This is a genomic window from Citrobacter sp. RHBSTW-00859 (assembly GCF_013729795.1).
In the GTDB taxonomy this organism is placed as follows: domain Bacteria; phylum Pseudomonadota; class Gammaproteobacteria; order Enterobacterales; family Enterobacteriaceae; genus Citrobacter; species Citrobacter braakii.
Map to the genome: position 1 here is coordinate 5,034,354 of NZ_CP056284.1, position 25,384 is coordinate 5,059,737.

Here is a 25,384-nt window from a genome sequence, read left to right on the forward strand (position 1 = left end):
GCAAGCGAATGAATCCCGATGAGCTTACGTATAGTAAGTGATTCGGGTGAATGAGCGAAGCCAACACAGTTATGGTGCCAATGGCGAAGAGAGAAAGTTTAGTTGCCGTTCTTCCCGCCTGTCAGGGGCGGGTTTTTTATTTCCCTGAACTACCACGCACCACTAACTGCACCGGCAGCAGCAGATTCTCTTCCTGATTTTCTTCCAGCAGTAAACGCAGCGCTTCACGCCCCAGCTGTTTTTTATCAACCGCAATGGTAGTCAGCGGCGGATGTGACCAGGCCGCAGCATCGATATCATCAAACCCCACCAGCGCAAGATCTTCCGGGATACGTATACCCTGCTGCGCACACACCTGCTGAACAACCATCGCTGCCGCGTCGTTATAGGCAAAAATGGCATCGGGCGGCTCTGGCAGTCTGAGTAGCTCATTAACCGCATCCACCAGAGATTGCTCGGTATCCAGCAGCGGCGGCGCAACGACATCGTACTCTGGCGGCATTAGCAAACGGGCTTCATACAATGCCTGACGGTAGCCCTTTTCACGCTGACGGATGCTGTAGTGTGCGAGCGTACTGGCAAGAAAAGCAATGCGGCTGCGGCCTTGCGCAATCAGATGTTGCGTGGCCAGATAGCCGCCCAGGGTATTGTCAGGATTCACGCAAGGCAGTCCAGGCGCCCAGAGATCCACCAGCACCAGCGGCAATTTCATCTGTTGTAGCAGCCCAAGCAACTCAGGTTCAAAAAATCCCGCGCAGATTAGCGCATCAGGCTGGTGCAGCATTACCTGCTCACTCACTGCATCGCCTGGACCTATAGAGAGAAAGCTCAGCGCAACCCCCTTTTCGCGACACAGATCTTCTATCCCCAGCAGCAGTTGAGAGTAAAACGGTAAAGCTCGGCTGATATTGTGCTGGCGATGCAGTAAAAACAGGACACGTTTGATTTTGTCTGCGCGCAGGCGTGAAAAATCATAACCCTGCTGCTGCGCCACTGAAATAATGCGCTGTCGGGTCTCTTCACGCAGCCCCGGTTGCCCTTTTAGCGCGCGGGAAACAGCGCCAACCGAGACGCCACAAGCATCGGCAATGTCTCTGATACGTACAGGTTTCGTCATTTCACTCTCATGGATTTACTATGGCTTGTTGTGCCCCCAGCCAGGCTGCGCCGCGTACGCCGCTGCTGTCGCCGTGGCGGGCCTGAACGATCGGTGTGCGGCACTGTTTACCAAACACGTACTGCGCCACTCGCGCCTGTAAGCCTGAGTACAGTAAATCGATATTGGATACCCCGCCCCCCAGCACGATAACATCGGGATCGAGCATATTCACCACACTCGCCAACGCGCGAGCCAGTTGATCGCAATAGCGTTCCCACAACAAACAGGCGTCTGCATCACCCGATGCTACCCGTTGCATAATTTGTGGCACCCCCATATGTTGCGCGGTGTGATTCATATACTGGCGCTCCAGGCCACTACCGGAAATAAAGCTCTCAATACAGTTCAACTGTCCGCAATAGCATGTCACTTCAGCCCCGTCCCGAGATCCGTGGTAGCGCGGCAAGGCATTATGCCCCCACTCTCCGGCACAGGCGTTAGGGCCGGAGATCAACCGGTTCTCGATGCATAGACCACCGCCGCATCCGGTACAGAGGATCACGCCAAATACCACGCTATGCCCACGCCCACTACCGTCCATCGCTTCTGACAGGGTAAAGCAGTTGGCATCATTGGTAACGGGCACTGGCATTCCTAATGCACGCTCGAGATCTTGCGCAAAGGCCTGCTGATTCAGCACCAGAATGTTGGAATTCTTAATCAAACCTTCGCTATCCACCGCACCTGGCACCCCGACGCCAACCGATAAAGGCTGATTAATGGCCTGCATAGCCCTGGCTATCATCTCCGTCACGGCCTGGAAAAAATCACCGTAACGCTGCTTTGGTGTCGCACATCGTTCGCGGTAAACAATTTCACCCGCGTTATCAATCACCACCGCTTCGATTTTAGTCCCGCCGATATCCAGTCCGAGCCTCATGGTTTTTCCTCATTTGCATCTCACAATGTGATGCGGTTTAGCTTGCCTATTTTGTTTACTAAACACATGGAGAGCTGTCACAAAAACTCAATTTATGTTTGAGTGACGGACATATTATGTTTACTAAAAAATAATTATGATGAGAAAGAGAGGCAATGACGCCGGGCCTGCGCCCTGCCAGTTGGAAGACAGATGATTGATGGATGCGCCGGAAGGGCTCCGGCGCACAGCGCTTAAATGAACGCGAAAGCGTCGCCAAACAGGCGATCTTCACGCGCACTGCGTTCATTACAGAACAGATCGCGCGCGATTTTGGCCATTTCAAAACGACCGGCAATGTAGATATCGTGCTCAGCCAGGGTACCGTAATCCTGCAATACCGCCGTTAACACGGTTCCCGTACGACCACGCCAGCCGTCTTCTGGCTGTTCCACCACTGGCTCAACGCGCAGATTCGGGTGATTAACAGACAACGCTTCCAGTTCGGAGAGATCGTAGAGATGCTTCTCTTCGCGCCCACCCCAGTAAATGGTGATATCGCGGTTTGGATTACGCGCCAGTGCAGTAAGCAGAATGGAACGCACGTAAGAGAACCCTGTACCACCGGCAATCAGGATCAGCGGGCGCTCGTCTTCATCACGCAGCCAGGCTTCGCCATGCGGAATGTCGACCTTGATTTCCCGGTCTTTCAGAATGCGGTCCATCACAGCCATGGCATAAAGATTTAGCTCAGAGGCGCCAACGTGCAGCTCAATGAATCCTTGCTCGTCCGGCGTGGATGCCATGGAGAACGGACGCTTATCCCTTTCGTCCATCACGACCATTAAATACTGGCCAGCACGAAAGGAAAACGCCGCGTCTGGCACTAAACGAACGCGATATACGGTATCAGTGATAGCTTCTACCGAGGTCACTTTACAGCTTAAGGTTGCCATGCGCTCTCTCTGTCGGATCAATAGGCAAAATGATCGCGCCTCAGGCGCTTTTGCCGTCATTAAAGATGGCCAGTTCATCCCAAATTGCGTCAATACGCGCAGTTACTTCAGGATCTTTTTTAATCGGGCGTCCCCATTCGCGTTGGGTTTCGCCCGGCCATTTATTTGTGGCATCCAGCCCCATTTTTGAACCCAGGCCGGAAACCGGCGAGGCAAAGTCCAGGTAATCAATTGGCGTATTCTCTACCAGTACCGTATCCCGAGCCGGGTCCATACGGGTAGTAATTGCCCAAATCACATCATTCCAGTCGCGTGCATTGACATCATCATCGCAGACAATAACAAATTTGGTGTACATAAACTGGCGCAAAAACGACCAAACACCCATCATGACGCGTTTGGCATGACCAGCGTACTGTTTTTTCATCGTCACCACGGCCAGACGATATGAACAGCCTTCCGGAGGCAGGTAAAAATCGACGATTTCCGGGAACTGCTTTTGCAGAATAGGAACGAAAACTTCGTTCAGCGCCACACCAAGCACCGCGGGCTCATCAGGCGGACGTCCGGTATAAGTAGAGTGATAAATCGCCTCTTCACGCTGGGTAATGTGCGTGACGGTAAAGACCGGAAAGCTATCTACTTCGTTGTAGTAGCCGGTATGATCGCCATACGGTCCTTCCGGGGCCAGCTCACCCGGTTCGATATACCCTTCCAGCACGATTTCAGCACTGGCGGGCACTTCCAGATCGTTGGAAATACATTTGACCACTTCGGTCTTGGTGCCACGTAACAGCCCGGCAAATGCGTACTCGGATAATGTATCAGGGACGGGCGTCACGGCCCCCAGAATGGTCGCAGGATCTGCCCCCAACGCCACCGAAACCGGGAAGCGTTCGCCAGGATGCGCCGCACACCACTCCTGGTAATCGAGCGCGCCGCCGCGGTGGGACAGCCAGCGCATAATAAGCTTGTTTTTGCCAATCAGCTGCTGGCGATAAATGCCCAGATTCTGCCGCTCTTTATGCGGACCACGCGTTACGGTTAGCCCCCAGGTAATCAGCGGTGCGGCATCTTCCGGCCAACAGGTCATAATCGGAATACGGTTTAAATCGACGTCATCACCGGAGTAGATTTTTTGCTGACAAGGCGCACCGCGCAACCGCTTAGTCGGCATGTTCAGCACCTGCTTAAACTGCGGCAGCTTATCAAACAGATCGCGGAATCCTTTCGGTGGCTCCGGCTCTTTCAAAAACGCCAACAGTTTACCGACTTCCCGTAGTGCCGAGACATCTTCCTGCCCCATCCCCATCGCAACACGCTTCGGTGTGCCAAACAGGTTACACAGCACCGGCATTGAATAGCCTTTAGGATTCTCAAACAGTAACGCAGGCCCACCAGCACGCAGGGTGCGATCGGCAATTTCAGTAATTTCCAGGTGGGGATCCACCTCAAGCGAAATGCGTTTGAGCTCGCCCTGCTGTTCAAGCAGCGTCAGGAAGTCGCGTAAATCGTGATATTTCATGGCGTCCATTGTGGCCTCTTCGTAAGCGCTTCATTATACGGCGTTCATCATTGTGATGCTGTATTTTTGTTAAATTAGCGTGAACTCTGGCGATACATATAAGCCCTAGGAGTATATACCCGTTGGGTTTCAGCCTGCTTTGAGGCGGGTATAATTAACTTAACTCATGGCTTTTGCTATGCTAGCGCTCAGAACAAGCGAATAAGAGTTATTATGCAATCCTGGTATTTACTGTACTGCAAACGTGGGCAACTTCAGCGAGCCCAGGAACACCTGGAAAGACAGGCGGTGAACTGCCTGACGCCTATGATCACCCTGGAAAAAATGGTGCGCGGTAAACGTACCACAGTCTGTGAACCACTATTCCCTAATTACATGTTTGTCGAGTTCGACCCGGAAGTGATCCACACCACCACGATCAACGCCACGCGTGGTGTCAGCCATTTCGTTCGTTTTGGAGCGACGCCTGCGACTGTCCCATCCCCCGTAATTCACCAGCTTTCTATCTACAAGCCTGAAGGTATTGTTGACCCGCAAACCCCTCAGCCTGGGGACAGCGTGATTATTACTGAAGGGGCGTTTGAGGGACTGAAAGCGATCTTCACCGAACCGGATGGCGAAGCGCGTTCCATGCTGCTGCTTAACCTCTTGAATAAAGAGATTAAGCAGAGCGTGAAAAATACCGGTTTTCGAAAGATATAAGCCGTTTAGAAGGTCACTTCGAACAGCGTTCTGACGTTGGCATCAATGGTTGCTGACAGCCATTGAGAATCTTCCCCACGCCAGTGAGCAATTCGCTCAAGAATATGCGGCAGGTGCGCCGGTTCATTGCGACGTGACGTCGGTTTAGGCGTTAAGTCGCGAGGGAGTAGATAAGGTGCATCGGTTTCTATCAGCAGTCTTTCCACCGGAATAAACGGCAGCAGCTCCCGCAGTTCCATCCCCCGGCGTTCATCACAGACCCACCCGGTGATACCGATATAAAGCCCTCGGTCCACACAGTCCTGCATCTCCTGGCGCGAACCGGTGAAACAGTGCAGCACCGCGCCTGGGAGGCTGTCGAGCCACGGCTCCAGCAACGTCAGAAAACGCTCATGCGCATCCCGACAATGCATGAAAATCGGCATCTGCAGTTCAGCAGCAATGCGCAGTTGCGCTTCAAAAGCACGTTCCTGCTCCTGCGGCGTGGAGAAATTGCGATTGAAATCCAGGCCGCACTCACCAATAGCGACTACCTTCGATTGGTTTGCCAGCGCGATGATCTCGTCTTCCGTAGAGGATTGCCATTGGCTGCTGTCATGCGGATGCACGCCAGCCGTGGACCAGCAATGCGGATAATGCTGCGCCAGCTTTAACGCCTGCTGGCTTTCGTGAAGGTTTGTTCCGGTCAGAAGCATACCGTTTACGCCCGCAGCAAAGGCGCGCGCCACGACCTCATCCCGGTCTTTCGCAAATTGTGAACTGGTTAAATTAACGCCAATATCAAACATGCTTCCTCCCATATGACAACCGCCCTGACGGGCGGTTGAATTTATTCTTCAGTTTTCTCGGTGGCTTCGGCTTCTTTTGCTTCTTCAGCCTCGTTGTCCTCATCCCGCGTACGTCGCTTACCGACATAGAAACGAGAGAAGAAAACACCCACCTCGAACAGGCAGTACATCGGTATCGCCAACAACGTTTGCGAGAAGACATCTGGCGGAGTCAGTAGCATCCCGACGACAAAGGCACCCACCACAACATAAGGACGCTTTTTGCGTAAATCATCTGGCGTCGTAATGCCCATCCAGCATAGCAGCACGATGGCGACAGGCACCTCAAAAGAGACACCGAAAGCCATAAATAGCGCCATTACAAAGCTGAGATAGCTGGCAATGTCCGTTGATACCTGCACGCCTTGCGGAGCCGTGTTGGCCAGAAAACCAAACGCTAACGGGAAGACAACAAAATAGGCGAATGCCATGCCGATGTAGAACAACAACGAACTGGAGACCAGCAGCGGAACAACCAGACGGCGTTCATGTTTATACAACGCCGGCGCAATAAATGCCCACACCTGGTAGAGGATCACTGGCGCTGACAGGATCAGCGATACCATGAAGGTCAACTTGATTGGGGTAAAGAACGGCGAAGCCACATCGGTGGCGATCATCGTTGCACCCTGCGGCATCTGTTTAATCAACGGCGCCGCGACCATATGGTAAATGTCGTTGGCAAAGTAAACCAACGCCAGAAAGATCACGATTACCGCAATGATGCAGTTCAGGAGTCGCTTACGCAGCTCAATAAGATGCGTGATGAGCGGTTGGGTATCTTCTACAGCCATGTTTACGGTTTATCACTCGACGAGGGGGAGGATTCGGCAACAGGTGCGACAGCTTTCTTTTCTGCATCCATTAACGTAGCGGAAGTGTTTTCCGTTGGCTCTGGCGTTTTAGCACCCGTGGATTCCGGTTTTTGCTCCGGCGAACTGGCCTGGTTTTCAGCGGCAGCAGGGGTGACCCCTTCTCGCTGCGCTTCAGCTTCTTTCACCACCGGATTATGGATAGTGTGCGCTTCATCGCTCTCTTTCTCAGGATCGTGCACACTGTAAGAACGCTTCATCGACTCTGCCGCTTCACGCAGCTCATCCATTGAGGCTTTCAACTCCGGGGTCAGATTTGTCAGGCTCGCTTTCTCTACTTTCTTCAGGCTGTCCTGAAACTCCTGAAGCTTAAGCTCCTGGGTCAGTTCATTCTGAACAGTAGTTGCCAGGGAACGCAAAGCACGAACCCAACCAGCAACCGTTTTTACCGCTACAGGTAAACGTTGCGGCCCCAGGACGATGAGGCCGATCACGAACACCAATAACAGTTCGCTAAAACCGATATCAAACACGGATTATACCTGCTCTTTATCTTGGCTTTTGGCGTCTTCTTTTTTCACTTCGCCCTGCTTATCGGTAATGGATTTAGCAGTAAAATCAGCGTCCTGGCTGGTTTTATCTTGCTTTGGCTCATCATCACCCATTGCTTTTTTGAAGCCTTTAATCGACGCGCCAAGATCGGAACCGATGGAGCCGAGTTTCTTGGTGCCAAATAGCAGTACAACGATGACGGCAATGATCAACAACTGCCAAATACTGATACCACCCATACATGTTCCTCTGTCATAGATGATGAATTAATAAGGCCGTAGTATACGTTACACGACCTGCCTAGGGCGATGAAAAATTCAGCGCATTTTGCGCCAGCCGATCAACCAGGCTAAGACGCCGCCGGCCATTAACCAGCCCGGCATAAGCCCCCACTCAGGACGGCTTACCAGCAGGAATGTTCCACTGAGCAACAATGTTGCACCAATGCCCAATAAATAACGGGATTGTCCCTGACGTACATGATTCGCGTGAAGCTCGCGGGCAATCTTATCAACACTGTGCTGTAAATATTTGCCCTGGCGCAAACTGTCATACACCAGTTCAGGTATTTCTGGCATTTTTTCGACCCAGAACGGTGCTTTTTCTTTAAATGCCCTAACAAGCGCCGGAATACCGACCTGATCTTTGATCCAGGATTCGAGGAAAGGCTTGGCCGTTTTCCACAAATCTAACTGCGGGTAGAGCTGACGTCCGACACCTTCAACGTACAGCAGCGTCTTCTGTAGCAATACCAGTTGAGGCTGAACTTCCATATTGAATCGGCGCGCTGTGTTGAACAGATTTAACAGCACATGACCAAAGGAAATCTCCGCCAGCGGTTTTTCGAAAATCGGCTCGCACACGGTACGAATGGCAAATTCAAACTCTTCTACGTTGGTATCCGGCGGAACCCAGCCAGAATCCACATGCAGTTCAGCAACTTTGCGGTAGTCGCGGTTAAAAAACGCGATGAAGTTTTCAGCCAGATAACGCTTATCTTCTTTGTTTAAAGAACCCACAATCCCACAATCAATACCAATGTATTTCGGGTTTTCGGGATGCTCATAACTCACGAAAATGTTCCCAGGGTGCATATCCGCATGGAAAAAGCTGTCGCGGAATACCTGAGTAAAGAAGACCTGAACACCGCGTTCAGCCAGCAGCTTCATATTGGTGCCGTTCTTCTCAAGCGAGGTGACATCTGAAACGGGAATACCGTAAATGCGCTCCATCACCATCATGTTCTGACTGCAATAGTCAGAGTACACTTCCGGGATGTACAGCATTGGGCTGTCTTCAAAATTACGTCGCAGCTGAATCGCGTTCGCCGACTCGCGCAGCAGATTCAGCTCATCAATCAACGTTTTTTCATATTCACGGACCACTTCTGTTGGTCGCAGGCGGCGGCCGTCTGGCATCAGGCGAGGTACCCAGCGAGCAAGGCGGTAGATCAGTTTCAAATCCGCTTTAATTACCGGCAGTATGTCCGGGCGGATAACTTTGATCACCACCTCTTTCCCATTCGATTTCAGTCGCGCGGTGTGAACCTGAGCAATAGACGCGGATGCCAGCGGTGTGATCTCAAAATCATCAAACCATTCCTCGACGGGCAGCCCCCCCATCGCCTCTTCGATTTGTTCTTTCGCTCTTTGCCCATCGAATGGGGCTACCCGATCCTGCAATAACGCTAGCTGATCGGCGATGTGTGGCGGGAAAAGATCGCGGCGGGTAGAGAGCATTTGCCCGAACTTAATCCACACCGGGCCGAGCTCCTGTAAAGCCAGTCTCAGCCGTTCTCCCAGCGGTTTGTCTTTATGTCGGTTGGGCATCCAGAACAGCGTGTAACGCCACAGCCGGAGTGGCAGCGTGATACGCATTTTGGGGATGAGTTCATCAAGACCGTAGCTTAAAAAAGTGCGAATGATGAAATAAAGGCGCCGTACTTCACCTGGCGTCATTTGGCCTCCAGTTTTTCCAGCCGTTTGGCCAGAGATTCGACCGCACGCTCAACGGCTGCCGTTTCTTCTGCAAACCATGCAACCTCAAGCGGACCTGGAGCCATACGCCACTCTTCGGTGATCGCTTCGGCAACATAGCGCTGCTGGCGTTGAATGTTGTGGCACAGGAACTTCGCTCCACCACGCAAAACTTTGCTGACCCCTTCCGCGACGATATCGCCGGTATAGGGGGCTAACAGTTCTGCGGGATCAAACTCCGCCAGATCGGCCAACGCGACAAAGTTCTGTACCACCTGGATATCGCCCTGAACCTCCAGCTCACCACTGCGGATAAGCGTGGTGAGTTGCTGCCGGTCGCGTAATTTCGGTAACACGCTGGCATGTGTGATTACGGTGCAATCGGCTTCGCCTTCCCATGCCCCCAGCACATCGACCTGGCGCTCACTAAACACCAGCACTAACGGTGTTGAAAATCCTTTGAGCTCAACACGCAGCACTTTGCCCTGTAAACGCGTTCTGGCTGACTTGAGCGCAGGAGAACGATACAGAAAGGTGTTAAGCAAATTTTCAACGCCGGCGGTCACTAAGGGTTTTAAAGGCATCCCCAATCTCCTGTCAGAACTTGTAACCACGATGCAGCGCAACGACACCTGCCGTCAGGTTGTAGTAATCAACGCTTTCGAACCCGGCATCTTGCATCATTGCTTTTAAGGTGTCCTGATCGGGATGCATGCGGATGGACTCCGCCAAATAGCGATAACTGTCTGCATCGCTTGCCACCATAGAACCAATGCGCGGCAAAACGTGGAAAGAGTATGCGTCGTAGGCTTTGCTCAGCGGTTCGATAATCGGCTTGGAGAACTCCAGCACCAGTAGACGTCCGCCCGGCTTCAACACGCGATACATAGATCGTAATGCTTTGTCTTTATCCGTTACGTTGCGCAGACCGAAAGAGATGGTGATGCAGTCAAACGTGTTGTCTGGGAAAGGTAATGCTTCCGCATTCGCCTGAACGTACTCAACGTTACCCACGACGCCGATATTACGCAGCTTTTCGCGACCCATTTTGAGCATTGAGTCGTTGATATCCGCCAGCACAACTTTGCCAGTTTCGCCTACCATGCGAGAGAATTTCGCCGTTAGATCGCCCGTACCGCCCGCTAAATCGAGAACGGTTTGCCCGCGACGCACGCCACTGCAGTCAATGGTGAAGCGCTTCCACAAACGATGAATGCCAAATGACATTAAGTCATTCATAACGTCATATTTAGACGCCACAGAATGAAAAACGTGGGCCACCATGTCAGCTTTCTGCTCTTTAGCGACGGTCTGAAAGCCAAAGTGCGTCGTTTCTTGTGAATTATCCACCATCTCAGTGCCTGCTCATCCAAAAAATGTTCAAGAAGTGTAACAGATTGGACCAATTTGCCCTACCCTTCTGCCCGGTTCAACTACCCCAAACGGACTAGTTTGATTGCTGGTTTACCGCTTCATCATCAGGGTAAGGTTCATCCTGCTGCGTCTCAGGGACCGAGCGCAAGCGGTACTCTTCATCCTGCGTAGTGGCTTGTTCAGCCAGTTCAGGATTAATCTCGCGCTTAATTTCCACGCCTAAACTGCGAAACGCTTCTGCCTGCGACAGGACGTTTCCACGGCCTGAAGAGAGTTTTTTCATCGCCTGTCGGTAGTTATCCTGAGCTTTATCCAGGCTTTGGCCAATTGCCGACATATCATCCACAAACAATCGCATCTTGTCATAAAGTTTGCTGGCCCGATCGGCAATCTGTTGCGCATTACGACTCTGATGCTCGTAGCGCCACAAGTTGGCAATCGTGCGCAATGCCACCAACAACGTGGTAGGGCTAACCAGCATAATGTTATTTTTAAGGGCTTCGGTAATCAGTTCAGGCTGTCTATCGAGCGCCAGTAAAAAAGCAGGCTCAACGGGGATAAACATCAGCACATAGTCAAGTGTGCGCAGCCCAGGAAGCTGCTGATAGTCTTTGCGCCCCAGCAAACGGATATGGTTTCGTACCGAGGCGATGTGCTCCTGCAACGCGCTCTCGCGGGTGTATTCATCTTCAGCATTAAAATAGCGTTCATAGGCGACCAGCGTCATTTTCGCGTCGATCACCACATCTTTGCCCTGCGGTAACCGGACGATGACATCTGGCTGCATCCGCGAACGGGCGTCGTTCTCAATGCTGACCTGGGTTTCGTATTCATAGCCTTCGCGCAGACCGGAAGCCTCAAGCACCCGCGTGAGTACGACCTCGCCCCAGTTGCCCTGCGTTTTGTTATCGCCTTTTAATGCCCGCGTCAGGTTTACCGCTTCCTGCGCCATCTGCACGTTCAGTTGCTGCAGATTACGAATTTCGTGCGCCAGAGTATGGCGTTCTTGCGCCTCTTTACCAAAGCTATCCTGAACCTGGCGTCGAAAACCGTCCAGTTGTTCGCGAAGCGGTGTAAGCAGGCTGTTCAGGCTTTGGCGATTTTGCTCATCTACACGACGGTTGCTGTGCTCGAAAATACGGTTCGCCAGATTTTCAAATTGTTCGCTCAGACGCTGTTCGCTGTTGAACATCTGGCGGATTTTATCTTCCGCATGCTGCTGCGTCGCTTCCAGTCGGGTAGTGACTTCTCGAAGATCGGCTTCCTGAGAGGTGTTGATGCTGTGCAGACTTCGCAATTCGTTATTGAGTAGTTCGCACTCATCGCGCCAGTGGGCTTCCTGTGAGAGCTGCTGGCGGGCGGCGCTTAGCGCAATATCCAGTTCGCGTCGTTCTTCGATGAGGTCGGCACGGATCCGATCGGCATGCGCTTTTGTTGCCAGCCACCCCACCAGCAGCCCAGCGGCTAACGCCAGCACGGCACTCATCATAATTGAAATATCCACAACGCCCCCTTACAGCAACGACTTACCCGCACAAAATAGAATTGTGCTGTATAAACGTCCAGTTTAAAAGGAATTTCCTGCGAGGCACTACGCAAAATAAAAAGGCCGAACGCGTCGGCCTTTTTGAATAGACGGGAGAATTACAGTAAACGACGCGCAGCTTCCACCACGATTTTCACCGCGTGGCTTTCTGTTTGTTTCATCGTTTCCGCATTAGGGATCTCTTGCTGAGTACGGTTCACGATAACCCCCGCGACCATACCAGCACGCAGACCCTGGCTTGCGCACATGGTGAGCAGCGTAGCAGATTCCATTTCGTAGTTCATGACGCCCATAGACTGCCACTCTTCCATTGAGCCTTTGAAACGGCTCACTACGCGACCAGAGAAGGTGTCATAACGCTCCTGGCCCGGATAGAAGGTATCAGAAGACGCGGTAACGCCTACGTGGGTGGTGGCGCCGATAGATTTCGCCGCTTCCACCAGCGCGGTGGTGCACTCGAAGTCCGCGACAGCCGGGAATTCCATTGGCGCGAAGTGCAGGCTTGCACCGTCCAGACGGACAGATGCTGTGGTGACCAGTACATCACCTACATTGATATGTGGCTGGATGGCGCCAGTCGTACCGATACGCAGGAAGGTACGAATGCCCAGCTGTGCCAGTTCTTCTACGGCAATAGAGGTTGACGGACCGCCGATACCGGTAGAGCACACGATCACGGCTTTACCATCCAGCTCAGCACGCCAGGTAGTGAACTCGCGATGAGATGCCAGCTTAACCGGCTTATCCATCAGCGCGGCGATCTTTTCCACACGCTCCGGGTCGCCAGGGACGATAGCGAGCTGAGCCCCTTGTAAATCGTTCTTAGTGAGGCCGAGATGAAAAACATCAGACTTAGACATAAAAACTCCTCTGTGAATCGGTTTTGTCAGAAGAAGCAAAAACACACTTTACCGAAGGCATGAACATATTTTCGTGACAGTCATCACTATGATGTAAATCAATTGCATTCCATTACCATAAAATAGTGACTTGAATCACATAAATGATGCGATGTAAGGAAGCCCTGCACAAAAGATAGACCGTTTAAGGCAATGTGGTTCGTTGCATGTGTCTATAGTTAACAATGCGCTTTTTGGCTGAATATTTAAGGGTACGGAGAATACCATGACAACACGACAATCTGGCTTTGCACCTGCTGTATCTCCACCGACGTCTACCACGGTTCACACTCCGGATAACGCAATTATCGCCGGTGTAACGTCCATACCTTCACAAGGCGATGATATGCCAGCGTATCACGCACGACCAAAACAGTCCGATGGCCCGCTGCCTGTGGTCATTGTCGTGCAGGAGATTTTTGGCATTCATGAACACATTCGTGACGTTTGCCGCCGTCTGGCTCTGGAAGGGTATCTGGCTATCGCACCAGAGCTCTATTTTCGTGAAGGCGATCCCAATGACTTTGCCGATATCCCCACGTTGCTCAGCAGCCTTGTCGCCAAAGTGCCTGACTCTCAGGTATTGGCCGATCTGGATCATGTCGCCAGTTGGGCTTCTCGTAACGGAGGAGATGCCCACCAGTTGATGATCACCGGATTTTGCTGGGGTGGACGCATCACCTGGCTGTATGCAGCTCATAATCCGCAGTTAAAAGCGGCGGTAGCGTGGTATGGCAAACTGGTGGGCGATAAAACTCTCAACTCGCCGAAACATCCTGTTGATATCGCGACCGATCTTAACGCCCCTGTTCTGGGACTTTATGGCGGCCAGGACACCAGTATTCCGCAAGATACCGTTGAAACAATGCGTCAGGCGCTGCGCGCCGCCAATGCAAAAGCGGAAATTGTGGTCTATCCCGATGCCGGACATGCGTTTAACGCCGATTATCGTCCGAGCTATCACGAAGAGTCCGCGAAAGATGGCTGGCTGAGAATGCTGGAGTGGTTCACACAATACGGCGGGAAGAAATAAACGTTAATTGCCCGGCGGCGACTACACCTTACCGGGCCTACAACTCTTGCTATTTCCTGTAAGCCGGGTAAGCGCTTGCGCTTCCCGGCCACCGGCAAGGAATTACGCCTGACGTAGGTTCTGCGCGGCTTTGACCATGTTCGCCAGCGCGGCGCGGGTTTCCGGCCAACCGCGCGTTTTCAGGCCGCAGTCCGGGTTGACCCACAGACGCTCGGCAGGAATACGCTGCTCGGCTTTCTTCAGCAGGGCTTCAATCCACTCCACGCTCGGGACGTTCGGCGAGTGAATATCGTATACGCCCGGCCCGATTTCGTTCGGATAGTCGAACTCTTCAAACGACTCCAGCAACTCCATATCAGAGCGTGAAGTCTCAATGGTGATCACGTCCGCGTCCAGCGCCGCAATGGAGTCCATGATGTCGTTGAACTCGCAGTAACACATGTGGGTGTGGATCTGGGTTTCATCCTTCGCCACCGCCGCGTTGATGCGGAAGGCTTCCACGCCCCACTCCAGATACGCCGCCCAGTCGCTGCGGCGCAGTGGCAGACCTTCGCGCAGTGCCGGTTCGTCAATCTGGATGATGCCAATACCCGCCGCTTCCAGATCCGCTACCTCATCACGCAGCGCCAGCGCAATCTGCTTAGCGATGGTTTCACGCGTCACGTCTTCACGCGGGAATGACCAGCAGAGAATGGTCACCGGACCGGTCAACATGCCTTTTACCGGTTTGTCGGTCAGCGACTGGGCATACTTCGCCCACTCCACGGTGATCGCTTCCGGGCGGCTGACATCGCCAATAACCACCGGTGGTTTCACGCAGCGAGAGCCGTAGCTCTGCACCCAACCGTTCTGGGTAAAGACGAAACCGTCCAGGTGCTCGCCAAAATATTCCACCATGTCGTTACGTTCGGCTTCACCGTGCACCAGCACGTCGAGCCCCAGACGTTCCTGTTCAACAATCGCCTGTTTGATATGTTCCGCGATACCGGTGCGGTAGTTACTTGCATCCAGGTTGCCCTTTTTGAAGTCCAGACGCAGGCCGCGAATTTCCGTGGTTTGCGGGAATGAGCCGATAGTGGTGGTCGGCCATGCCGGCAGATTAAAGCGGGCACGCTGCGCTTCGGCGCGAACCGGGTAAGCGTTGGCACGTTGGCTGTCCTGGGCGGTGATCGCCGCCAGACGTTTTTCCACTGCGGCGTTGTGTACGCGGGTAGAGTGACGACGAGCCTGGATCGGTGCGCTCCACGCCATAATTGCCGCCGTATCACCGCTGTTCAACGCATCACGCAGCAGCGCCAGCTCGCTGCATTTTTGTAGGGCGAAGGCAAACCAGCTCTTCACTTCTGCATCAAGGCGGGTTTCCACGCTGAGATCGATTGGGCTGTGCAGCAGGGAGCAGGAAGAAGCTACCCACAGGTCACGTTTCCCGACGATATCTTTAATTTGCGCGTATTTTTCGCTGAGATCGGCACGCCAGACGTTGCGACCGTTCACCAGCCCCGCTGACAGCAACCAGTCGGCAGGCAGACGCTTGTGCAGCTCGGTCACTTCATCTTTACCGTGCACGAAGTCAACGTGCAGCCCCTGCACCGGCAGCGCGGTAATGGTTTCCAGGTTTGGCGTTACGCCTTCGAAGTAGGTGGTCAGCAGCAGCTTTACCTGACCCGTCAGCGCGTCATACGCTGGTTTGAAGGCGTTCAGCCAAACCTGAGGCAGCTCCAGCACCAGAGCCGGTTCATCAATCTGCACCCACTCAATACCGCGTTTCGCCAGCTCAGCCAGCACCTGCTGGTAAACCGGCAGAATATCGTTCAACAGGCTCAGGCGGTCAAACTGTTCGCCCTTCACTTTCCCCAGCCACAGGTAAGTTACCGGTCCCAGCAGCACAGGTTTCACCTTGTGACCGAGCGCCAACGCTTCATCCACTTCATCCAGCAGTTGGGTCCAGGTCAGTTTGAACTGCTGACCTTTGGTGAACTCTGGCACCATGTAGTGATAGTTGGTGTTAAACCATTTGGTCATTTCTGCCGCCGCCGCGGGCTCCCCGGTTGGTGCGCGGCCACGGCCAATGCGGAATAAGGTATCGATATCGACCGAGCCGTCTTTATTTTGATGACGAGCCGGAACGTTGCCGAGCAGCAGGCTGGTGGTCAGCACGTGATCGTACCAGGCAAAATCGCCCACCGGCAGCAGGTCAACGCCCGCCTGCTTCTGCTGATCCCAGTGACGGGCACGCAGCTCGCGGCCAACGGTTAGCAAATCTTCGCGGGAAGAATTTCCCGCCCAGTAGCTTTCTTGCGCTTTTTTCAGCTCGCGACGCAGGCCAACGCGAGGGAAACCGAGGGTGTGATTAAGTATTGTCATTTTTCTTCCTCTAATTATATGTAAATCCTATTGATTTTTAATTTAAGGAAGGTGGCAAGTTTATTCATCCCAGGAGCTTACTGAAGTAAGTGACCGGGGTGGAAAAACGCAGCCAACGCACCATAAATTTAAAAGACGAAGGATTTTAGCCATCCAGATGTTTACACATCCATAATTGACAGTTACTGTATATTCCTCAAGCGCAATTTGTTCATGCCGAAGTGAAGGACTTTCATGATCGAGATTAAACACCTGAAAACGCTCCAGGCGTTGCGGAATAGTGGTTCGCTGGCGGCCGCAGCGGCGACGTTGCATCAGACCCAATCCGCCCTCTCTCACCAATTCAGCGATCTGGAACAGCGCCTTGGCTTTCGACTTTTTATCCGTAAAAGCCAGCCTCTGCGCTTTACGCCGCAAGGCGAAATTTTGCTGCAGTTAGCAAATCAGGTGTTGCCGCAAATTGGTCGTGCGCTGCAGGCCTGCAACGAACCGCAGCAAACCCGGCTGCGGATCGCTATTGAATGCCATAGCTGTATTCAATGGCTGACGCCCGCGCTGGAGAATTTTCGTGCCAACTGGCCGCAAGTGGAGATGGACTTTAAATCCGGCGTGACGTTCGATCCGCAACCAGCGCTACAACAGGATGAGCTGGATCTGGTGCTGACATCCGACATTCTGCCGCGTAGCGGACTGCACTACTCGCCGATGTTCGATTTTGAAGTCCGCCTGGTACTGGCGCCGGACCATCCGCTGGCCAGCAAGACGCAGATCACGCCGGAGGATTTAGCCAGTGAGACGCTGCTTATTTACCCGGTGCAACGGAGTCGACTGGATGTCTGGCGGCATTTCTTGCAGCCTGCGGGCGTTAGTCCGTCGCTGAAGAGCGTGGATAACACCCTGCTGCTGATTCAGATGGTTGCAGCCAGAATGGGTATTGCAGCTTTACCGCACTGGGTGGTGGAGAGTTTTGAACGCCAGGGCCTGGTGGTGACCAAAACCCTGGGCGATGGATTGTGGAGTCGGCTGTACGCCGCCGTGCGCGATGGCGAGCAGCGACAGCCGGTCACGGAAGCGTTTATTCGCTCAGCGCGGAATCACGCCTGCGATCACCTGCCGTTTGTACGGAGTGCGGAACGACCCACTTTCGATGTACCCACAGTGAAGCCACTATCACAGCCGCACCAATGATGAAGCTTGGCCAGTGAGGCTGTTGATGCCAGATAGCCAGGTTAACCAGCAGCCCGGCCGGCACATGCATATTGTTCATGATGCCCAGCGTCCCCGCATCCACCTGGGTCGCGCCGTAGTTCCACATAAAGTAACCAATGCCGGACGCTGCCACGCCAAGAAAGACCAGAATTCCCCACTGTAGCGTGGTTGCAGGCATTTTCTGCGCATTCCCCAGCATGAACCAGGCCACGACCGCCACCATAAAGGCCCCCATGTAAAACCAGGCAAAGGCGTTGTGCTGCGGCATTGGCCGCGTTTCCATCAGACGCTTGTAGCCCACCATGCCAATGGCAAAGCTGATATTGGACAACTGCACCAGCAGCAGGCCGGTCCAGAAGTGGCTGGTCACCTGATCGTAACGAATGATCCCCGCACCAATCACCGCCAGCAACGCACTGAAGGCGTAGCTCCAGCGCAGACGACGTCCGCTCATCAGGTCATAAATCAGCGTAATGTAGAGCGGCGTCAGCACGGTAAAGAGCAGCAGTTCTGAAACCGTCAGGTACAGATAGGCGTGAAAACTCAGCATATACATAATGCCAAGCTGCATGGCGCCCACCAGCATATACAGCGCGATGGTTTTTACGCTATGCCCACGGGTACGTAAAAATGGCAGGAACACCAGCGCCGCCAGCCCAACGCGCACCAGCACCGCAAAATAGCTATCGACATGACCGGCAAGGTACTCGCCAAACAGGCTAAAGGAAAAGGCCCACAGAATTGTGGTAATGATGAGTAACGCCACAATGGATGTCTCTTAACAAAAGGTACGCCCATTGTAGCGAAGTTTTAAGTTGACATCTGGTCAACTAACGAACAAAAACATTACTGCAAAAACAGCTCACGCAGATAATGCGGCACGGCATCGTCGGCATTAAGACCAATGACTTCCAGTTCCGGATGCAGATCCTTCAGGCGCTGGTGAGCATTGCCCATAATGCAGCCTTTGCCCGCCATGGAGAGCATTTCCGCGTCGTTCATCCCGTCGCCAAAAGCGATACAATCTTTCAGGCTATAGCCCATAGCTTTCGCCACCGCTTCCAGCGCATGGCCTTTCGATACGCCGCCAGCCATGACTTCCAGGCAGGTAAGCGTAGAGAAACTGACGTTGACGCGGTCGCCCCAGCGGGCGTTAATCGCCTGCTCCAGCGGCAGCAGCCTTTCGTGAGAATCGGTGGTGAAAAACACCTTACTCACGCCTTCCGGCTCCAGTAACGCAGGTTCAAACAGTGAATAGTTAAACACTGCTTCTTTGAAGAAGCGCATTTCGTCCGGGCGATGGCGGTTCATAAACCACTCATCATCACGATAAACGTTGGTCACGATGTCCGGGTTTGCATTCACTACGCCAAACAGGTCGCTGGCAATGTCGCGATCCAGGTTATGCGAAAACACCAGATTTCCGTCAGAATCATGCACCCGCGCACCGTTGGACGTGATCATGTAGGTTTTAATGCCGAGGTTATCGCGAATTTGCCCCACATCAACATGATGACGGCCAGTCGCAAACACGAAGTTAACGCCACGAGCGGTCAATAACTTCAGCGTCTCTTTGGCATAAGGGGACAGAGTATGGTCGGGAGAAAGCAGCGTACCGTCTAAATCAGACGCAACAACCTGATACATAAGAAAATTCAACCTCTAGGCAAAGCGGGTTCCGCTGGATGAGTTATGCTTGTCGAAAAATTCGACAATAGCGTTAAGCGCGACTGAGCGCATTGCGTCCTTTTCAAAAAGGATCTCATGGTACGCGCCTTTGATGACCAGCGGCTGCCCCCCTTCTACGGGATGACCCGCTGCGGCGCGGAGTTCACAAAAACGATCGTGCATGCGGTTATCTACCACACGCTCTTCTTCGGCCTGAATCAGCAGCGTCGGCGTCGCGTCGTCTCCTGCTCCAGCCAGAACCTGTTCGCCTGCCAGAATACCTTCACGTACCCAGTGGTAGGTGGGGCCGCCAACGCGCAGCCGTGGCTCATCCGCATAGAAGCGTAGATTGCGCCGATAGCGCTGTCGACTATGGGTTAACGCATTCATACCGAATGGCAGCGCCCGCCAGCGCCCGGTACCCATCGCATAACCTTCGCGGATCCGCGGATGCCCTTCAGCCCAGTCCAGAATGTGGCGTACCATCCAGTCGGGAAAGCGCATCACAATACCAAACATCGGCGCGCAAAGCGCGATGGCATCACACTGATTCGGGTGGCGCTGCAAGAATAACGTGGCAATCGCACCGCCCATTGAATGCGCCAGTATATAGCGCTTTCTCCACGGACCGGGTAGCACTTCCTGCTGCCAGAAGGCGGTTAAATCGTCGACATAGTCATTAAAGTTATCGACATGACCGCGATGCGGGTCCGAAAGCATACGCCCGGAACGCCCCTGGCCACGGTGATCGATAATGAGGACGTCAAAACCAGAATGAAACAGGTCATACGCCAGTTCAGCGTATTTCACGTAGCTTTCAATGCGTCCAGGACAGACGACGATGACGCGATCGTTTTTTTCTGCGTGAAAACGCACAAAATGGACGGGGATATCATCCACGCCCGTAAATTCCGCTTCTTCCCGCTGACGCCAGAAATCTGTCAGTGGCCCCATGGAAAAAGCAGCAAACGCGTTTTCTCTTGTTTCCCAGTCTTTTTGCTGCTGAAACATCGGGTATCCAGCCTCGCTGACCAAGTAAAATCGTTTTTTTCGCCGTCGCTGACACAACCTAACGGCAGTAGCGTATTGTGGCATAAAAATAGACAATCCGGGAGTTTCTCATGACCTTTGAATGGTGGTTCGCCTACCTGTTGACCTCTATTATTTTGAGCTTGTCTCCAGGCTCTGGCGCAATCAACACCATGACCACCGCCATCAGTTACGGTTATCGCGGCGCCAGCGCGTCGATTGCTGGTTTACAGACCGGGCTTGGCATTCATATCGTTCTGGTTGGTGTAGGACTGGGAACGCTATTTTCACGTTCGGTTATCGCATTTGAGGTGCTGAAATGGGCGGGGGCGGCCTATCTGATTTGGCTGGGTATTCAGCAATGGCGGGCGGCGGGTGCTATCGATCTGAACACCATGGCGAATACGCAATCGCGCAGCCGCCTGTTCAAACGCGCAGTCTTTGTTAATCTGACCAACCCCAAGAGCATCGTTTTCCTTGCAGCCCTGTTCCCGCAGTTTATCCTGCCACAGGAACCGCAGTTAATGCAGTACGTGGTGCTTGGCGTCACGACCATCGTGGTCGATATCATTGTGATGATCGGTTACGCGACGCTGGCCACGCGCATTGCTGGCTGGATTAAAGGGCCAAAGCAAATGAAAGCGTTAAACAAAGTGTTTGGCTCGCTGTTTATGCTGATAGGCGCCTTGTTAGCCTCGGCACGGCATGCCTGATGAAGGTGCCGGAGGCGCTTGCGCTTATCCGGCCCGGAAGAAACTTAACGCGAAATAATCAGGTGGATACCGAAGCCCGCAAACAGCGCACCGGCAAAACCATCAATCCACTTCGCCAGACGCTGATAGCCACGACGCATTTTCGGCAGTGCAAACAGGCTGGCGACTACGGTAAACCACGCCAGCGTTTCCACGATGATCAGGGCAAAGATCCCCCAGCGTGCGCCCGTTCCCACGTTATCGCCAACGAACAATGAGAACACGGAGCCAAAATAGATAATGGCTTTAGGGTTCGCCAGGTTGGTCAGCAGTCCCTTCAAAAAGCTGCGTCCGCTCTGCGCCAGCTCAACCTGCGGAGTGGGAGTCGCAACATCCTGTTTTTTAAACGCGCCGCGTAGCATCTGATAACCCATCCAGCACAGATACAGCCCCCCGCCCACCATAATAATGGTGTGCAGCCAGGCCATTTTTTCGATAATCAGATGTAGGCCGAGCAGCGCTATGCCAGCCCAGACCATGACGCCACAAGTAATACCCAGCACGCCCATCATAGCTTCTTTGCGCGAACGGCTAACCGCTGTTTGAGAAACAAAGAAAAAGTCGGGACCAGGACTCATCAGCGCAACGATATGCACCAACGCAACGGTGAAAAATAGCGTTAACATAAAAATGACTCGCGGGGGAAATAGTTCAGTGAGTCACCATCCTGGCACTTTTTTGCCTGGCTGACTACTCTTCGTCGTCACCATCAACGTGCGCGCGAATAAGCGCCATAAACTCTTTGCCAAAACGCTCAAGTTTACGCATCCCCACGCCATTAACGCTCAGCATTTCGCTCGGTGAAACCGGCATCTGCTCAGCCATTTCAATCAGCGTGGCGTCGTTGAACACTACATACGGCGGGATATTCTCTTCATCAGCAATGGCTTTACGCAGCTTCCGCAATTTGGCGAACAGTTTGCGATCGTAATTGCCACCGAAGGATTTCTGCATCGCTCGCGGTTTCAGCGCCACAATTCGCGGTACCGCAAGCTGTAGCGCAACATCACCACGCAGTACCGGACGCGCGGCTTCGGTTAGCTGTAACGCGGAGTGATGAGCAATATTCTGCGTCACCAGCCCAAGATGAATAAGCTGGCGGATAACGCTTACCCAATGTTCGTGGCTTTGCTCACGACCAATGCCATAGACAGGCAGCTTGTCATGGGCCAGCTCGCGAATTCGCTGGTTATTCGCTCCGCGCAGAACCTCCACGACATAACCCATACCAAAGCGTTGATTAACACGGTAGATAGTCGACAGCGCTTTGCGCGCATCCATGAGCCCGTCGTACTGTTTTGGCGGGTCGAGACAGATGTCGCAGTTACCACACGGCTCCTGACGCCCCTCGCCAAAATAGTTCAACAGCACCAGACGACGACAGGTTTGCGCCTCGGCAAACGCCCCCATCGCATTGAGCTTATGCCGTTCGATATCCAGCAGTTGCCCGGCGGGTTTCTCTTCGAGGCAACGGCGCAGCCATGCCATATCAGCCGGATCGTAAAACAGCATTGCTTCCGCAGGCAGGCCGTCACGCCCGGCGCGGCCGGTTTCCTGGTAATAGGACTCGATGTTGCGCGGAATATCGAAATGCACCACGAAGCGTACGTTAGGTTTGTTGATTCCCATACCGAACGCCACGGTCGCCACCACGATTTGCAGGTCATCACGCTGGAATTTCTCCTGCACTTCTGCACGTACAGCGTTTTCCAGCCCGGCATGATAAGCCCCGGCGCTAATGCCTCGGCTTTGCAGACGCGCGGCGGTATCTTCTACTTTAGCGCGACTGTTACAGTAGATAATACCGGACTTACCGCGCTGCTCTTGCACGTAGCGCATCAGTTGATCGAGCGGCTTAAACTTCTCCATCAACATGTAGCGAATATTCGGGCGATCAAAGCTGCTGATCTGAATTAACGGGTCGTTGAGCCCCAGCAGACGCACAATATCCAGCCGGGTTGTCTCGTCCGCGGTCGCGGTCAGCGCGACAAACGGCAGAGTTGGGAAACGCTGACGCAACTGCCCCAGCGCGGCATATTCCGGACGGAAATCATGCCCCCACTGCGAAATACAGTGCGCTTCATCAACCGCCAGCAGCACCGGGTTCCAGTGCGCCAGATTTTCAAGGAAGTTATCCAGCATCAGGCGTTCGGGCGCAATGTACAGTAAGCGAATCTGCCCGCTACGACAGCCTGCCATCACCTCAAGCTGCTGCTCACGACTTTGGGTGGAGTTCAGACACGCGGCCGCCACGCCGTTGGCAAGCAGTTGATCGACCTGATCTTTCATCAGAGAAATCAGCGGAGAAACAACAACGGTGAGGCCGTTAAGCAATAATGCGGGAATTTGATAGCACAGGGATTTTCCGCCACCGGTCGGCATAACGACCAGGCAGTCGCGACCAGCGATCACGGTATCAATGATTTCTTCCTGACCAGGGCGAAACTGTTGGTAGCCAAAGGTTTCCTGCAAAACCTGTTTAGCGCCCATTTCCAGATTCAACACTTCCGCCTGCGCCACATTAACCCCATTAGCCTGAAATAAAAACAGGCGCTATTTTCAGCGCCTGAGAGAGAAACTGCAATGATTAAAATACTCTCAATACCTGTCAGAAGATATCGTTAAGCATTACACCCACGCCAACACGGGTCTGATTGAAGTTGTAGTCAATCAGTGATTCGCCGTAGCCGCTGTAGACCTGGGTATAAAGACGCACATGCTTCGTAATGGGATAACTGGCCCCCAGCTCTGCGCCGCCGTAGCCGGTATTCCAGTTGTACTGGCCTTTCACACTGATCACCGCGTCACCCAGGTGATAACCCATTTTCAACTGATAGTAGCCCATATATTTGGTGATATCAGGGTTATCGTCAGTGCTGCCGATAACGTACCACGGCTTAACTTCCACCAGCCAGTTACCGTTTTCAGCCATCAGCCGGGTGTAAAGGCGGTTCCAGCTACGTGAGGTGGGGTCGGATCGACCATTGGAGTCATGGTTATAGCCCATTTCGACATCGCGGAGCGTCCAACCGGCAAAGCGATAGTCGGTGGCGAAACCGAGGAACAATTGCGGTTCATAGTTGGTTTCGCGAAACGGTGCAGACTCTTCACTGTTCGAAAGCTGCCACCAGGATTTCTGGGTATAGGAACCGCCGAGTACCGAGTTCGGGCCTAATATTCCGCGCCAGAGCGGAAACGCCAGGCTTAGCTGAAACTTAACCTCATCTTTGCGCGCATTTTCGGACCAGCTATAGCTGCTGATCGCCTCTTTGTTCATGTCGCTGGTATTGGTGTAGATGAGATAATTGGTCTCATAAGGATAAAGCGTGAAAGGGTTGTCATGCTCCTGCAGCATGTTGGCGATGATACTGCCGCGAACCGCCGGTGCATCATGAATCTCTTTCACTGTCGCTTCCTGCGCATACGCGGTCAACGGCAGCATGACTGCTGGTAGTAACCATCCCAGAATCGCCCGCATCGGTAATGTTCTCCTGAACCAAAATATTGATGAATTGTATAATTATCTGGCAAGTATTCTACATACTTAGCGAGTTCCTCGTTAGTTATCCCGTCCTAAAGTAGAAAACAACAAATAATAAGCATAATATCAACATTTCATTAACCATTGAGATGTAGGGATCGTATGTCTGCCGTACTTACTGCTGAGGAAGCGCTGAAGTTAGTGGGTGAAATGTTTGTCTATCATATGCCGTTTAACCGGGCGCTGGGTCTGGAGCTTGAACGCTATGAGAAAGAATTTGCTCAATTAGCCTTTAATAATCAACCGATGATGGTCGGCAACTGGGCGCAAAGCATTCTGCATGGCGGCGTGATCGCGTCGGCGCTGGACGTTGCCGCCGGGCTGGTGTGCGTTGGCAGTACGCTGACCCGCCATGAGACGATCAGCGAGGACGAACTGCGTCAGCGAATGTCACGTATGGGGACAATCGATTTGCGCGTTGATTACCTGCGCCCGGGGAGAGGAAATCGCTTTACCGCCACCAGTAGCCTGCTGCGGGCGGGGAATAAAGTCGCCGTTGCGCGCGTGGAACTGCATAACGAAGAACAGCTTTATATTGCCAGCGCAACCGCCACTTATATGGTGGGGTAAGTGCCCAAAAAAAGGTAAACTGCTGTTACAT

At 53.1% G+C, this 25,384-nt stretch carries 25 protein-coding genes; 5 read left to right on the plus strand and 20 right to left on the minus strand.

What is annotated here, in order from left to right; translation table 11 throughout:
* Window positions 1–136: 136 nt before the first annotated feature.
* From HV302_RS25325 to ubiD, 4 genes are all read right to left on the minus strand, one after another.
* Window positions 137–1,117: a LacI family DNA-binding transcriptional regulator gene (locus HV302_RS25325; protein ID WP_016155147.1), complete on the minus strand. Its 981-nt coding sequence runs from the start codon at window positions 1,115–1,117 to the stop codon at window positions 137–139.
* A 7-nt stretch (window positions 1,118–1,124) separates the two neighbouring features.
* On the minus strand, window positions 1,125–2,039 hold the full coding sequence (locus HV302_RS25330) for an ROK family protein (protein ID WP_181626738.1): 915 nt from the start codon (window positions 2,037–2,039) through the stop codon (window positions 1,125–1,127).
* A 233-nt stretch (window positions 2,040–2,272) separates the two neighbouring features.
* On the minus strand, window positions 2,273–2,974 hold the full coding sequence (gene fre / locus HV302_RS25335) for an NAD(P)H-flavin reductase (protein ID WP_181626739.1): 702 nt from the start codon (window positions 2,972–2,974) through the stop codon (window positions 2,273–2,275).
* Between the two features lie 40 nt (window positions 2,975–3,014).
* Complete coding sequence (gene ubiD / locus HV302_RS25340; RefSeq protein WP_016155145.1) at window positions 3,015–4,508, minus strand: 4-hydroxy-3-polyprenylbenzoate decarboxylase; 1,494 nt, start codon at window positions 4,506–4,508, stop codon at window positions 3,015–3,017.
* Between the two features lie 204 nt (window positions 4,509–4,712).
* On the opposite strand from ubiD, the gene rfaH reads away from it, so the two are divergent.
* Window positions 4,713–5,201, plus strand: a complete 489-nt coding sequence (gene rfaH, locus HV302_RS25345; protein ID WP_016155144.1) for a transcription/translation regulatory transformer protein RfaH — start codon at window positions 4,713–4,715, stop codon at window positions 5,199–5,201.
* Window positions 5,202–5,206: 5 nt separating this feature from the next.
* Here the strand turns inward: rfaH and tatD are convergent, their stop codons facing one another.
* The 9 genes from tatD to udp form a co-directional block, all read right to left on the minus strand.
* Window positions 5,207–5,989 carry a 3'-5' ssDNA/RNA exonuclease TatD gene (gene tatD, locus HV302_RS25350; protein ID WP_181626740.1) on the minus strand — a complete coding sequence of 261 codons (783 nt, stop codon included), beginning with the start codon at window positions 5,987–5,989 and terminating at the stop codon, window positions 5,207–5,209.
* A 41-nt stretch (window positions 5,990–6,030) separates the two neighbouring features.
* The gene (tatC, locus tag HV302_RS25355) at window positions 6,031–6,822 is read right to left on the minus strand and encodes a Sec-independent protein translocase subunit TatC (protein ID WP_016155142.1); all 792 of its coding nucleotides are present in this window, start codon (window positions 6,820–6,822) and stop codon (window positions 6,031–6,033) included.
* A 2-nt stretch (window positions 6,823–6,824) separates the two neighbouring features.
* Window positions 6,825–7,373 carry a Sec-independent protein translocase protein TatB gene (tatB, locus tag HV302_RS25360; RefSeq protein WP_016155141.1) on the minus strand — a complete coding sequence of 183 codons (549 nt, stop codon included), beginning with the start codon at window positions 7,371–7,373 and terminating at the stop codon, window positions 6,825–6,827.
* A 3-nt stretch (window positions 7,374–7,376) separates the two neighbouring features.
* Complete coding sequence (gene tatA, locus HV302_RS25365; RefSeq protein ID WP_003017888.1) at window positions 7,377–7,631, minus strand: Sec-independent protein translocase subunit TatA; 255 nt, start codon at window positions 7,629–7,631, stop codon at window positions 7,377–7,379.
* Between the two features lie 78 nt (window positions 7,632–7,709).
* Window positions 7,710–9,350, minus strand: coding sequence for a ubiquinone biosynthesis regulatory protein kinase UbiB (gene ubiB / locus HV302_RS25370; protein WP_016155140.1), 1,641 nt, complete (start codon window positions 9,348–9,350; stop codon window positions 7,710–7,712).
* Window positions 9,347–9,952 (minus strand): ubiquinone biosynthesis protein UbiJ, encoded by a 606-nt coding sequence (gene ubiJ, locus HV302_RS25375; protein ID WP_016155139.1) that lies wholly within the window; start codon window positions 9,950–9,952, stop codon window positions 9,347–9,349. Before ubiJ ends, ubiB begins: the two co-directional genes overlap by 4 nt.
* Before the next feature lie 13 nt (window positions 9,953–9,965).
* The gene (gene ubiE / locus HV302_RS25380; RefSeq protein WP_003017897.1) at window positions 9,966–10,721 is read right to left on the minus strand and encodes a bifunctional demethylmenaquinone methyltransferase/2-methoxy-6-polyprenyl-1,4-benzoquinol methylase UbiE; all 756 of its coding nucleotides are present in this window, start codon (window positions 10,719–10,721) and stop codon (window positions 9,966–9,968) included.
* A gap of 94 nt (window positions 10,722–10,815) precedes the next feature.
* On the minus strand, window positions 10,816–12,246 hold the full coding sequence (gene rmuC / locus HV302_RS25385; protein ID WP_181626741.1) for a DNA recombination protein RmuC: 1,431 nt from the start codon (window positions 12,244–12,246) through the stop codon (window positions 10,816–10,818).
* Window positions 12,247–12,386: 140 nt separating this feature from the next.
* Entirely contained in the window at window positions 12,387–13,148 is a 762-nt protein-coding gene (gene udp, locus HV302_RS25390) for a uridine phosphorylase (RefSeq protein WP_006686084.1), read from the minus strand.
* Window positions 13,149–13,413: 265 nt separating this feature from the next.
* On the opposite strand from udp, the gene HV302_RS25395 reads away from it, so the two are divergent.
* Window positions 13,414–14,220 (plus strand): dienelactone hydrolase family protein, encoded by an 807-nt coding sequence (locus HV302_RS25395; protein WP_016155137.1) that lies wholly within the window; start codon window positions 13,414–13,416, stop codon window positions 14,218–14,220.
* Window positions 14,221–14,322: 102 nt separating this feature from the next.
* Here HV302_RS25395 and metE read toward each other — a convergent pair whose 3' ends face one another.
* Window positions 14,323–16,584: a 5-methyltetrahydropteroyltriglutamate--homocysteine S-methyltransferase gene (gene metE / locus HV302_RS25400; protein WP_181626742.1), complete on the minus strand. Its 2,262-nt coding sequence runs from the start codon at window positions 16,582–16,584 to the stop codon at window positions 14,323–14,325.
* A gap of 234 nt (window positions 16,585–16,818) precedes the next feature.
* Here metE and metR point away from each other — a divergent pair, with 234 nt between their 5' ends.
* Complete coding sequence (gene metR, locus HV302_RS25405; RefSeq protein WP_003017908.1) at window positions 16,819–17,772, plus strand: HTH-type transcriptional regulator MetR; 954 nt, start codon at window positions 16,819–16,821, stop codon at window positions 17,770–17,772.
* Here metR and HV302_RS25410 read toward each other — a convergent pair.
* The 3 genes from HV302_RS25410 to pldB form a co-directional block, all read right to left on the minus strand.
* Window positions 17,660–18,559: a carboxylate/amino acid/amine transporter gene (locus HV302_RS25410; protein ID WP_016157852.1), complete on the minus strand. Its 900-nt coding sequence runs from the start codon at window positions 18,557–18,559 to the stop codon at window positions 17,660–17,662. The genes metR and HV302_RS25410 overlap by 113 nt on opposite strands.
* A gap of 80 nt (window positions 18,560–18,639) precedes the next feature.
* Window positions 18,640–19,440 (minus strand): sugar/pyridoxal phosphate phosphatase YigL, encoded by an 801-nt coding sequence (gene yigL / locus HV302_RS25415; protein ID WP_008787091.1) that lies wholly within the window; start codon window positions 19,438–19,440, stop codon window positions 18,640–18,642.
* Window positions 19,441–19,455: 15 nt separating this feature from the next.
* Entirely contained in the window at window positions 19,456–20,472 is a 1,017-nt protein-coding gene (pldB, locus tag HV302_RS25420) for a lysophospholipase L2 (RefSeq protein ID WP_003017911.1), read from the minus strand.
* A 110-nt stretch (window positions 20,473–20,582) separates the two neighbouring features.
* On the opposite strand from pldB, the gene rhtB reads away from it, so the two are divergent.
* On the plus strand, window positions 20,583–21,203 hold the full coding sequence (gene rhtB, locus HV302_RS25425) for a homoserine/homoserine lactone efflux protein (RefSeq protein ID WP_057067472.1): 621 nt from the start codon (window positions 20,583–20,585) through the stop codon (window positions 21,201–21,203).
* A gap of 44 nt (window positions 21,204–21,247) precedes the next feature.
* Here rhtB and rhtC read toward each other — a convergent pair whose 3' ends face one another.
* From rhtC to pldA, 3 genes are all read right to left on the minus strand, one after another.
* A complete protein-coding gene (gene rhtC / locus HV302_RS25430) occupies window positions 21,248–21,868 on the minus strand; it encodes a threonine export protein RhtC (protein WP_019078428.1) in 621 nt (206 codons plus the stop codon).
* A gap of 64 nt (window positions 21,869–21,932) precedes the next feature.
* Window positions 21,933–23,762: an ATP-dependent DNA helicase RecQ gene (recQ, locus tag HV302_RS25435; RefSeq protein ID WP_019078429.1), complete on the minus strand. Its 1,830-nt coding sequence runs from the start codon at window positions 23,760–23,762 to the stop codon at window positions 21,933–21,935.
* 88 nt (window positions 23,763–23,850) lie between these two features.
* Entirely contained in the window at window positions 23,851–24,720 is an 870-nt protein-coding gene (gene pldA, locus HV302_RS25440; protein WP_016157849.1) for a phospholipase A, read from the minus strand.
* A gap of 165 nt (window positions 24,721–24,885) precedes the next feature.
* Here pldA and yigI point away from each other — a divergent pair, with 165 nt between their 5' ends.
* Window positions 24,886–25,353, plus strand: a complete 468-nt coding sequence (yigI, locus tag HV302_RS25445; protein ID WP_003017917.1) for an acyl-CoA thioesterase YigI — start codon at window positions 24,886–24,888, stop codon at window positions 25,351–25,353.
* Window positions 25,354–25,384 lie beyond the last annotated feature (31 nt).